The sequence below is a fragment of the Acinetobacter sp. AOR41_HL genome (assembly GCF_027854645.1).
Classification (GTDB): Bacteria; Pseudomonadota; Gammaproteobacteria; order Pseudomonadales; family Moraxellaceae; genus Acinetobacter; species Acinetobacter nosocomialis.
In genome coordinates this window covers 298,165-310,131 of sequence record NZ_JAKTHZ010000017.1, presented here as the reverse complement: position 1 = coordinate 310,131, position 11,967 = coordinate 298,165, and the positions used below count along the sequence as shown (strand labels likewise).

Genomic DNA, 11,967 nt, shown 5'->3' with positions numbered 1-11,967 from the left:
TAGGGTCTGTTGAGAATTACCGAGAGTTAATTAAACTCGCGCACAATTGAATCATGGCTTCAAAACTCGTATCTGTTTTACAACTACGCATCGCTATACGTTTAAATTCTTTTAACTTACAGAAATAGTTTTCAATGAGATGACGCCATTTATACATAATCGTATCAAATGCTCTCATTACTTTTCGATTAGATTTAGGTGGGATCACCACTTTCACTTTACGTTCATTGAGTTCTTGGATGAGCCAATCTGCATCAAATGCTTTATCCGCTAGTAATGCCTGAAAATCAACATCTTCGATTAAAGGTTTGGTTTCTACTAAATCGTGATATTGACCAGGCATTAATCGAAACTTAATGAGGTTGCCTAGACTATCCACTAAGGCAAGAATTTTACAGGTCATTCCACCTCGAGATCTACCTATAGACTGTTTGAAAGTCCCCCTTTTGCACCTTGCCCATGTCGATGAACTTTAACAATCGTTCCATCAATCATGGCGTATTCCAAATCAACATCTTCATTTACAGATGCAAAAATAGTTTCAAATACACCAGCTTTCACCCAATCACGGTATCTTTTAAAGACGGTATTCCATTTACCAAAATGAGCAGGTAGATCACGCCATGGACTGCCTGTACGGGCAATCCAAAGGACTGCTTCTAAAAATAATCGATTATCTTTTCCACTACGACCTCGATCGGTCACTTTACCTAGGCAAAAAGGTTCCATTTTTGCCCATTGGGCATCAGTAAGTATGTATCTATCCATAGTACTATTATAAATTAATCAGTACCCTTTGTTAATTCTCAACAAGCCCTAGCAGCATCTGCTCTATTCTGGTCAGCTTTTGAACAAAAACCCACAACTTTTACTTTATTTGCGCAAGATTATACGGACCGTATTGTTTTCGGTTTTGAGATTCCAACGGTATGGTTTGAATCAATCAATGCTCTTTTTATTATTATCTTTGCTCCAGTTGCAGCTTGGCTATGGGCAAAACTTGGTAAGGCAAATAAAGATCCAAGCTATATCAGCAAATTTATTATTGCGTTGCTATTCGCAGCAGGTGGCTTTTTGCTTATGACTTTAGCCAGTCATTTTGCTATTCATGGCGGAGTAGTTTCACCATTTTGGTTAGTTGGTACATTATTTCTTCTTACCATAGGTGAACTTTGCTTAAGCCCAATTGGCTTATCAACCATGACAAAACTTGCACCCGATGTTATACGCAGTCAAATTATGGGTTTATGGTTCACTGGTTCAGCTTTAGGTAATCTCATGGCAGGTCTCATTGGCGGACATGTATCGGCAGATGGTATTAATCACTTACCTAGCCTATTTATGCGCTGTGTATTGGCCTTGGTTATTGGCGCAATCGTGTTATTTTTATTAAAGAAACCAATGAATAAATTAATGGGTAAAAGTACCAGCAAAGTTCAACCTGATTTGGAAACGATATGAACAACTTAACTGTTCCAGAAAAACTAGCGAAACTTCGAGAACTCATGACCAATCAAAGTATTGATGCTTTGGTTGTGATGAGTGCAGACCCCCATATGTCTGAATATTTACCAGACTATTGGAAAGCAAGGCAGTGGTTAAGCGGTTTTAGTGGCTCTGTTGGCACTTTAGTTGTGACCCAAAACTTTGCAGGACTCTGGGCCGATGGGCGCTATTGGGTACAAGCCGAACAACAACTCGCTGGAACTGGTTTTCAATTACAAAAACTGACCAGTGATGAATCTTCTACACATCTCGCATGGATTGAGAAAAATCTACCAGCTAGTTCGGTCATTTCAGTAAATGGACAAACACTTTCAATCCAGCAATCTAAAGCGTTGGAAAATACAGCAAAGCAACATGGTTTTAAGCTTGAAACACAGCAAGATCTAATTGGCTCGATCTGGTCTAATCGTCCAGAACTTCCTTTAGAGCAGATTCATTTAATGCCTGAAGGGTTAAATGCCCTATCTCGTAAAGAAAAAATTCGGGCAATACGCGATGCTTTAAATAGTAAGGCGATTGAAGGACATTTCATTTCATCTTTAGATGATATTGCTTGGGTTTTAAATGCACGCGGACAAGATGTAGAGTACAACCCTGTATTCCTTTCGCATTTATATATCAGTGCTCAACAGGCTGTTTTATTCATTGATAGCAACAAAGTCGATTCAACCATTCAACAGGCTTTCAAAGCTGATGGCGTTGAAATTCGTGACTATCAAGATTCAGCTCAGTTTTTAGCAAATATTTCTAATGCATCTGTGCTGTTAGATCCAGCCAAAGTATCGATTTTTCATGAGCAAGCCATCGCAAAAGATATTCGGATTGTTTACGACATCAACCCAAGTACACTTTTTAAATCGCGTAAACATGAAAGCGAAATTGCTCATATCCGCCATGCCATGGTGAAAGATGGTGTTGCCCTTTGCCACTTTTTCCACTGGTTAGAGAAAGCCCTTCATCAAGATCAACGCATTTCAGAACTCACCATTGATGAGAAAATTACAGCCTTCCGCGCTCAACAAGAGGGTTTTATAGGCCCAAGTTTTTCAACGATTGCTGGCTTTAATGCCAATGGTGCTCTACCCCACTACCGTGCAACTGAAGAACACTACTCATTTATTGAAGGCGATGGCCTATTACTCATTGACTCTGGTGGACAATATGTAGACGGCACTACCGACATTACTCGTGTTGTTCCTGTCGGGACTCCATCAGAACAACAAAAACGTGACTATACCTTAGTTCTAAAATGTCATATTGCTTTAGCAAAAACCATTTATCCAGAAGGTTTAGCTGCTCCTCTACTCGATTCAATTTGTCGTCATACTTTATGGCAACATGGTTTAGATTATCGCCACGGCACAGGTCATGGCGTAGGCTTTGCACTTAACGTGCATGAAGGACCACAAGTGCTTTCTTATTACGCGCCTATTCATGCCTACAGCAAATTGCGTGAAGGTATGATTCTTTCTAATGAACCGGGCTTATACCATGAAGGAAAATACGGTATTCGTATTGAAAATCTGGTTGCAAACAAACTTCACTCAGGGTTTGAAAAAACCTACGGCGATTTCTTAGAGTTTGAAACGCTGACCCTTTGCCCGATTCATTTAGATTGTATTGTCGTTGACATGCTAACGAATGAAGAGAAAGACTGGTTAAATGGTTATCATCAAACTGTTCAAGAAAGACTGGCTGAACATTTATCTGGCGATGTTTTAGACTGGCTGATTTATAACACACGTAAGATTTAATCTTCTTTTTGATTAAGGCAGAATAGTTTTTTATTTACAATACAAGCTTATTCTGCCTTATTTGTACTTATGTATAATTTCAAAAAGCCTCACTTCTTAAACCATTTTTTCTGCAAATTTCTAACGAATGAAATAGTTAAACTGGTTACTTCTTTTTTTGCTATATTAGCCCATTAGAAAACGGCTTCTTATTTTTCAAATCTAAAAAGCCTTTTCTGAAAACGGGTATCAATATGGGTAACTATTTTAGTCACTTATTAAATATATTTTAATTATCATGAGGTTAAGTTCATCATGCTTCTAATGATCGACAATTACGACTCTTTTACCTACAACATCGTCCAGTATTTTGGCGAGTTGAATCAGGAAGTAAAAGTAGTTCGCAATGATCAAGTCACATTAGAGGATATTGAACGATGGCAACCTAAATACCTCGTGATTGGTCCTGGTCCTTGCTCTCCAAGTGAAGCTGGTATTTCAATTCCTGCAATTAATCACTTTGCCGGAAAAATTCCATTGCTTGGCGTGTGTTTAGGACATCAAAGTATCGGGCAAGCTTTTGGCGGAAAAATTGTAAGAGCCAAAACGGTGATGCACGGACGTTTATCTGATATGTACCACAGCAATAAGGGTATTTTCAGTAATCTTCCTAGCCCATTCTCGGCAACTCGTTATCACTCGTTGGTCATTGATCAGGAAACGCTACCTGACTGCCTTGAAGTAACATGCTGGACCAATGAAGCAGATGGCTCAATGGAAGAAATTATGGGCGTTAAACATAAGACACTTCCTGTTGAAGGCGTGCAATTCCATCCTGAATCCATTTTGAGTCAACATGGCCATCAAATCTTTAAAAACTTTTTAGATATGTATGCATAATTCAGTCTCGAATCGACTGTTCTAAGAGTGATTGGATAAGCAATCCTAATAAAAAGCCAACTACGATCAGTTGGCTTTTTTATAGCTGAATCAATTATAACTGTAACTGTTGCACAATTGATCCATCTTGTTTTGCTACCAAAGATTCGCAGAGTTGAATACGCTCTTTAGTCTGTTTCAATCCTCTTTCCACCCCAACCAACTCTTTAGTTCGTGGTGCAAAAAAATCATTTAATTGTGCTGCCTGTTGTTGGGTACATGCTGCCCCACTAAACATTGCAGGGAAACGCCCAGCCGAAGACTTACCTAAACGGTCAAACACTGCCTCATGATTTACCTTAAACCAAGACCATAAGCCACCTTGTTCATCTCCATAATTATTGATTGAGTTAACTACGGTACGAACTTCACCAACTTTAACACGCGGGTTCAAAATCAACTGACGGGCTTGTTGACGTGTTGCTTCTTGATTTGCCGAGCCTAAGGCTGTAAGGATTGCTAGACGTTGTGTTGGTTGAGTCACGTGTTGTAACTCTCCAGACAATCGGTCAAAAGCTGGTTGACCTTTTTCTTGTACACGTACAGCTAAAATGGTTGGCAATAATTCAGGTGTTACTTGCGCAAAATTAAGCTGCTTTTGAGCAAATAGAGAATCTGACTGTTTTAACAGTTGTGTACGAACTTCTGGAACTTGAATATCTAAAGCAAGAAATCTAACTAACTCACTACGCCATAAACTGTCTTCAGCTGATTCACCTGTTTTGCTGACATAACCCAACTGATTTAATTTAGGTAAATATAAATTTGCCAAAACTTTTCTAAAATGTTCACGTTCAGCTTCAGTTTTCAATACATGACGATGAATGGTACTTAACTGGGAAAACAGCGCTGTACTAATTTGTCGGCTATTTGAATTGGCAAATTTCTTCGCAGCATCTACGACAGCCAACAAATTAATATCTCCATGGTTAAAAGCAGCTGAAATTGCATAGGCATAGGCCAACTGTTCAGTATTAGAAAGCTTTTCTGTAGCGGCAGTCAGACGAGTAAACTCTTTTTGTGGCAAACTAAATTGGTAGTATCCTGCCGCATCTGCATTTGGTATATACCAACTGCCAAAGCTGGCACCTTTGAGTTCAATCTTGGTTTCTGCTTGGTCTACCAATTCACATTGCACTTTACTGCCTACATTTGGAACTTCATAACGTACACATAACGGTACACCCCACAGGCTTCTTGCATCACCTTTTGAACCCACAGGTAAGTAACGGCTTTGCTTCACATTTAAAAAGACTTTATTGCCTTCTTGCTGTAATGCGGTGTTAATTAAAGGCACACCTGGTTGATCAAGAAAACTTTTCATCGCTCTAGTAAAGCGCTCACCTTGTCCAGATTGCTCTGCTAAAGCGCTAATTAAATCATTGGCTGTCGCATTACCATATTGGTGCTTATTAATATAATTGCGCACCCCTTGTTTGAATTTTTCTTCACCTAAATAGTTTTCAAACATATTTAAAACAGCTGCACCTTTTTGGTAAGTAATACTATCAAAAGCGGTTTGAATATCGGCATTACTTAAAATAGGCTGGCGAATACGGCGCACACTCACCAAGCTATCACTTTTCATCGCATCTGCGGTGTCTGAAATACGCTCTAAATCAGCGTTAAATTCCGGATGTAATTTTTGAGTAATTTTACTTTGCATCCATGTGGCAAAAGATTCATTTAGCCACAAATCATCCCACCACGGCATCGTGACGACATCACCAAACCATTGATGTGCGAGCTCATGTGCATTGACATTAAATGAATTCTGTACAAAAGAGACTGGTGAGTCCTTATCTAACAACATTAGATAGTCTCTAAAAGTAATTAGCCCTGGGTTTTCCATTGCTCCGGCAGCAAAGTCTGGTGCGGCAAGTAAGTCGAGCTTGTCAAATGGATAACCAAAGGCAAAATAATCTTCTAAAGTTTTTAAAATAGCTGGTGTTTCAGATAAAGCATGCTGCATTTTTTCAGCTTTAGCATCGGGTGCAATACCACGTAACTGGATCGGCTGCTTACGCCATGAAGTTGCTCCAATATCAGGCCCTTTTTGTAATTGCCACGGTCCGACAGCCAATGCAAGTAAATAGGTTGGCAGTGGTTTTGTCTGTGCAAAACTGAGCGTTTTCCAACCCGACTTCTCTGCTTGCTCAGATGTTTGTTGGGTATTGGCAAAACCTGAATATTTGCTTGGAATCGTCAAACGGATATTAAACGGCGTTTTAAAACGTGGTTCATCAAATGATGGGAATGACTGGCGTGCACTAATTGCTTCCATTTGAGTCATCACATAAGGTTTACCCTCAAACTCAATTTTATAAATACCGTCAAGTTGCTGATCGTACGCCGCATTAAAATCTAGAACGAGTTGATACTGGCCTGCGGGCAAGGTCTTGGCAAATTTAATTTTACTCACCCCATCGACCTCGGAGGCTTGCTCATATTTTGCTTTGGTTTTGACGCCCTCTGCCGATGTGATATTCACATCTTTCACCGTCAAAGATTTACCATGAATCCAGATGTGATCTGTGGCTTGAGCCAGTTTTAAATGAATAGTAGTTTTACCGGTATAGCCTTTTTGTGCGGGATCAATCTTAAAATCTAAATCATAAGATTCGGGTACAACCCACTCGGGTAATTTACCAATCGGGATTTGTTCACTGTTATTCGATGCAAAAATTTGAGTTGCCGATAAAGATAATAATGTTGTAAGTAGCAATCTTTTTTTAAATGAAGGCTTGACCAGCATAAGGGGTTTTATCCTCTGTAGTTTTAAATAAAAAGATGCAGCAATTGCTGTACCACTTCGCTGCATCCATACATCATTCTTAAAATTTATAGTTAAACTCCAACCAACCTTGACGGCCGAATGGTGAATATGATCCTACCGGATAATACGGCCAACCGCCTGTGTCATCTCGTTTCACTTTGTCAAACAGGTTATTAATAATGATTGAAGCAGAAGCTTTTGGAGAGATTTGATAAGTACCACTCCAGTTCACCAAATACGTTGGACTTAGGTAAGCAGTTTGGTCGCCGTTTGGAATTTTGCCATAACGATTAACTAATACTGTTGATGCCCAATCACCAAAGCTCCAGCTGAGACTGGTATTAAAACGGTCACGCCAATCAGGAATAGTTAAATCTTTTAAGTAGTCATCTTTCTCGCCATCTTTTGATTGTTGATATTCATGTTCTAGTACACGGCTATAGTTCACTGTCCAGAGAAAGTTACCAAAGCTGTCAGTTTTCCAACGCCATCTGCTAGTGAAATCAATCCCGCGGGTATGGTCTGATGCAGCATTAATCGGAACGATATTTATATTCTTAATGACATTTGGATCGACAACTGCATTTGCAGGGTTACGCTCCACACGTGCTAATGCATCAATACAGGCTGCAGAGTTAATATCTTGGTTGCCTAAACGACAATCTGCTTCCAAACGTAGAATTTTGTCCGCACTTAAGTTCGTCACAAGATTATCAATTTTGATATCCCAGTAGTCGATGCTGATATCAAATTTATTGGTTGGCGACCAAACAAACCCTGCACCATAAGATTTACCCTCTTCAGGTTTCAGCTCTTTGTTTCCGGTTAAAGTGTAGTTCGCCCCAGGTGCGTAATCTTTAAAGGTACATTTATCTAAAGGTTGTCCCGTTTGGCTACAACGTAAATAATCCGTTGTACTTGCGAAATAACCTTTTTGCTTATTTAAGAACAGATAGTTCATATCTGGTGCACGAAAACTAGTTGCGTAGTTACCGCGCAGCAATAAAGTCGGATGTGGTCTAAACTCTAAACCTGAACCGAATGTTAGCTTATCAATGCTGTTATCTGCCAAAGCATAACGGTCATAACGTCCAGACAGCGTTAAATTTAATGGCTTTGCTAAAGGTAAGAATAATTCTGCGCCAAGTGCTTGGCGGGTCCTCGTTCCTCCATATTCGCCACTAGAGCTTAAATTATAATATTCACCATTTTCGATCGCCTGATCTGGTTTAATCGAAAAACCTTGACGCCCAATTTCAGCCACAGCCGCAAGTTTGGCAGTTCCTGCAGGTAACTTAAACACATCACCATTCGCGCTTAGGGTTAAACTTTGTGCCCACGACTTATCTTTTTCTTTTGTTGTGCCCGAAATACTTTCAAATTCACTTGCTGTGAGTGGTCGACTTAAACGATCTAAGCGAGGGGAATAAATAGGAATACCATCTGCATCTGTACCAAGTTGCTGACCTAAGAAATATTCATCAACATTCGAACGTAATAAACCTTGGCGGTTTAACTGACTGGTATAAATGGAACCATTATAGGCTGCTTCATAACTCCAGCTCGTTTCTCCAATATCCCCTCGAATTCCGAAGTTTAAATTCGAAGAAAGCTCTTTCCACTTTTTATTTATGCGTTCTACCCCCCCTAATTCTTCAGGCGCAAAACGACGATTCCAAATTTCATAATTTCCCGAATCTTGATTTAGAAAATAACCACTCGATGCACCTAAAGAGGTCCATATCGGAATACGGGTATTGTTTTCAATTTGATTTGCCCCAATTAAAAAATCGGCAAATAGTTGGGTTTTATCATTTAACTCATAGTCTAAACCGAGATAACCATTTTGACTGCGGTTTTGAGTTTGGACAGTCCAATAGGTTGGTCGTACCAAACCACTGGCACAATTGTCCGCCCCTGCTTGTCCAATATTATTGACTGAACCCTTAAATAAACCGTTAAACGCCTGACACCCGCCAATTGAAAGGTATTTACCAGTATCGGCATTTTTACGACCCACAATAGTGTCTGGTTTTTCTCCCAAACGCGTTCGGCTCGACATAAAATCTCGATCAGCTGCCCATATCGGCTCACGGCCGCTGAGTTCAACCCCATAAATGAGACTAAGCTTGTCTAAAGTTTTACTGCCACTCAGTTGTAAACGTAAGTTTTCACCACCTTCTTTGGTTCCACCTGCCTTAATATTAAATTGTGTGCCATCTGTTTTCTTTTTCAGAATAATATTCACCACACCTGCAATTGCATCTGAACCATAAATTGCAGAAGCGCCACCGTTTAATATTTCAATCCGATCAATAATGGCAGTTGGAATATTGGCTAAGTTTACGAAATTGACAGAGCCATCATAAGGCACAGGATAGTCTGCAACCCGATGTCCATTAATTAAAGTCAAAGTATGATTTGGACCTAGACCTCGCAAACTAATGGCATTAGCCGCAGGCGTAAACGTATTTCCATAATCGGCACCTTGTACGAAACCTGTGTTCTGCGTCAGGTTATTGAGTGCGTCAAATGCATTACTGAAACCTTGTTTTTCAATATCGGCTGCGGTAATGACGGTCACACTGGTCGGGCCATCTTTTTGTGCTTTTGAAATCCGAGAACCTGTCACCGCAACACGAACTACTTTATCTGCTTTAGCTTGGTTTTGTGGTTGCTCTACAGCTTCTTGTGCATAACTTTCTAACGGATGAAACAGTGCAACAAATACGAAAATAAATGAGCGCTTATTTTTTAAAGCCCCTACATATTTCAAGTTATTTAAATACATATTTATTAGTAGACAAAATAAAGATCGCCCTACTATATCCACTTTTATTTGTTTGATTTATACACATTTTTTCTAGATATATTGATGTTTAAGATATACCAAATGGTTAATTATTTATCATAAAAACTCACAACAAACTAAAACCTTTTTCAATAAATAAATTTTGTTTATGAATAGATTCAAAACCTTCTCTAATCAAAATTTTTAATTCTCTTATCGAACAGCAAAAATCTTTGATTATTTTCTGCTAACATAGCTCCCCTAGCTAGTGAATCATGGAACGCAATAGGCCGAACCTCCCACACTCGATCAACTTCACCTAAAAATTTTAATCATTAATGCTGTAAATCATGACTATGAATATCCAACAGGCGCTTAACCACATTACCAAGAACATTCATTTGACTCAGCCTCAAATGGAAGAAATTATGCGCAGCATCATGCAAGGTGAGGCAACCGAGGCACAAATTGGTGCTTTAATGATGGGCCTACGCATGAAAGGTGAAAGCATTGACGAAATGACAGCTGCTGCACGTGTCATGCGTGAATTTGCGATCAAGATCGATGTGAGTGATATCAAACACTTAGTTGATATTGTGGGAACTGGCGGTGATGGACAAAATTTATTTAACGTCTCTACTGCATCTAGCTTTGTGATTGCAGCAGCAGGTGCCACCATTGCAAAACATGGTAACCGTGGCGTTTCAAGTAAATCGGGTTCATCAGACTTACTTGAGCAAGCAGGTATTCACCTTGATTTAGATATGCAACAAACCGAACGCTGCATCCGTGAAATGGGTGTAGGTTTCTTGTTTGCACCAAACCACCACAAAGCCATGAAATACGCTGCTGGCCCACGTCGTGAACTTGGTATTCGAAGTATTTTTAATTTACTCGGTCCACTAACCAACCCAGCTGGGGTAAAGCGCTTTGTGATTGGTGTGTTTTCAGATGAACTGTGCCGTCCAATTGCAGAAGTGATGAAACAACTCGGTGCCGAACATGTCATGGTTGTTCATTCAAGAGATGGTCTTGATGAAATTAGTCTTGCAGCGCCTACCACTGTTGCCGAACTCAAAGATGGCGAAGTTACTGAGTGGACACTTAATCCTGAAGATGTCGGAATTGAGTCACAAACTTTAAATGGTTTAGTGGTTGCTGATGCATCGGCGAGTCTAAAGCTTATTAAAGATGCTTTAAGCAAAAATAAATCCGATATTGGTGAAAAAGCAGCAAACATGATTGCGCTTAATGCGGGCGCAGGTATTTATGTAGCAGGCATTACCAAAACTTATGCTCAGGCTGTTACATTTGCGCAAGATATTATTTACGGCGGGCAAGCATTAGAGAAAATGAGTGTTTTAGCTGAATTTACTAAAACATTAAAACAATCTCAGGCAGATTAAGGACTTCTCATGATTAATATTCAAAATACCATTTTAGGTAAAATTGTTGACCGTAAACATGAGGAACTTGCTGCGCGTTTAAAACAACGTAATTTGCAAGATGTAGAAGAGCTTGCAAAAGCAGCGTCTCCGGTGCGTGGCTTTGCAAATGCTTTACAACATAAACGTCCGGGTGTGATTGCTGAAATTAAAAAAGCATCTCCATCAAAAGGAATCATTCGCGCAGACTTTAATCCTGCTGAAATTGCTCAGCAATATGAACACGCTGGAGCAGCATGTTTATCGGTACTGACTGATGTGGATTTCTTTCAGGGTGCAGATGAAAATATTGCGATTGCCCGCAATCATTGTGCCCTACCTGCTTTACGTAAAGACTTTTTGGTCGACCCATATAATGTAGTTGAAGCACGTGCTTTGCATGCTGACTGTATTTTATTAATTGTTGCTTGTTTGTCTGACCAGCAACTCGAAGAAATGTCTAAAACAGCGTTTGAACATCAACTTGATGTATTGGTTGAAGTTCATGACGAAGAAGAGTTAGAGCGTGCCTTAAAACTTTCTGAGCAATGTTTACTAGGTGTGAATAACCGTAATTTAAAAACGTTTGATGTAGATTTAAATACGTCTATCCGCTTGAAAAAATTACTTCCGGCCTCACGTTTACTGATCACTGAAAGTGGCATCGCGACACCAGATGATGTGCGTATGATGCAAGAGCATGACATCCACAGTTTCTTGGTTGGCGAAAGTTTTATGAAACAACCACGTCCAGATCAAGCTTTTACTGCTCTTTTTGGACAACCTCAAACGGTTTAA

At 39.7% G+C, this 11,967-nt stretch carries 6 protein-coding genes and 2 pseudogenes; 5 read left to right on the top strand and 3 right to left on the bottom strand.

Features of this window, described 5'->3' with window-relative positions; all coding sequences use genetic code 11:
* Window positions 1–16: 16 nt before the first annotated feature.
* Window positions 17–768 (bottom strand): annotated as a pseudogene (locus MKL35_RS05600) (IS5 family transposase).
* Window positions 769–816: 48 nt separating this feature from the next.
* Here MKL35_RS05600 and MKL35_RS05595 point away from each other — a divergent pair.
* From MKL35_RS05595 to MKL35_RS05585, 3 genes and pseudogenes are all read left to right on the top strand, one after another.
* Window positions 817–1,461, top strand: a pseudogene (locus MKL35_RS05595) (oligopeptide:H+ symporter); the annotation flags it as partial.
* Window positions 1,458–3,260, top strand: coding sequence for an aminopeptidase P family protein (locus tag MKL35_RS05590; RefSeq protein ID WP_270913076.1), 1,803 nt, complete (start codon window positions 1,458–1,460; stop codon window positions 3,258–3,260). The pseudogene MKL35_RS05595 and the gene MKL35_RS05590, both read left to right, overlap by 4 nt.
* Window positions 3,261–3,554: 294 nt before the next feature.
* Complete coding sequence (locus MKL35_RS05585) at window positions 3,555–4,139, top strand: anthranilate synthase component II (RefSeq protein ID WP_032010253.1); 585 nt, start codon at window positions 3,555–3,557, stop codon at window positions 4,137–4,139.
* Window positions 4,140–4,233: 94 nt separating this feature from the next.
* Here the strand turns inward: MKL35_RS05585 and MKL35_RS05580 are convergent, their stop codons facing one another.
* The gene (locus MKL35_RS05580; protein WP_081404389.1) at window positions 4,234–6,999 is read right to left on the bottom strand and encodes a M1 family metallopeptidase; all 2,766 of its coding nucleotides are present in this window, start codon (window positions 6,997–6,999) and stop codon (window positions 4,234–4,236) included.
* A gap of 13 nt (window positions 7,000–7,012) precedes the next feature.
* On the bottom strand, window positions 7,013–9,745 hold the full coding sequence (locus MKL35_RS05575; protein WP_032010256.1) for a TonB-dependent receptor plug domain-containing protein: 2,733 nt from the start codon (window positions 9,743–9,745) through the stop codon (window positions 7,013–7,015).
* A 356-nt stretch (window positions 9,746–10,101) separates the two neighbouring features.
* Here MKL35_RS05575 and trpD point away from each other — a divergent pair, with 356 nt between their 5' ends.
* Entirely contained in the window at window positions 10,102–11,151 is a 1,050-nt protein-coding gene (trpD, locus tag MKL35_RS05570; protein ID WP_009498528.1) for an anthranilate phosphoribosyltransferase, read from the top strand.
* Between the two features lie 9 nt (window positions 11,152–11,160).
* Window positions 11,161–11,967 (top strand): indole-3-glycerol phosphate synthase TrpC, encoded by an 807-nt coding sequence (trpC, locus tag MKL35_RS05565; RefSeq protein ID WP_032010257.1) that lies wholly within the window; start codon window positions 11,161–11,163, stop codon window positions 11,965–11,967.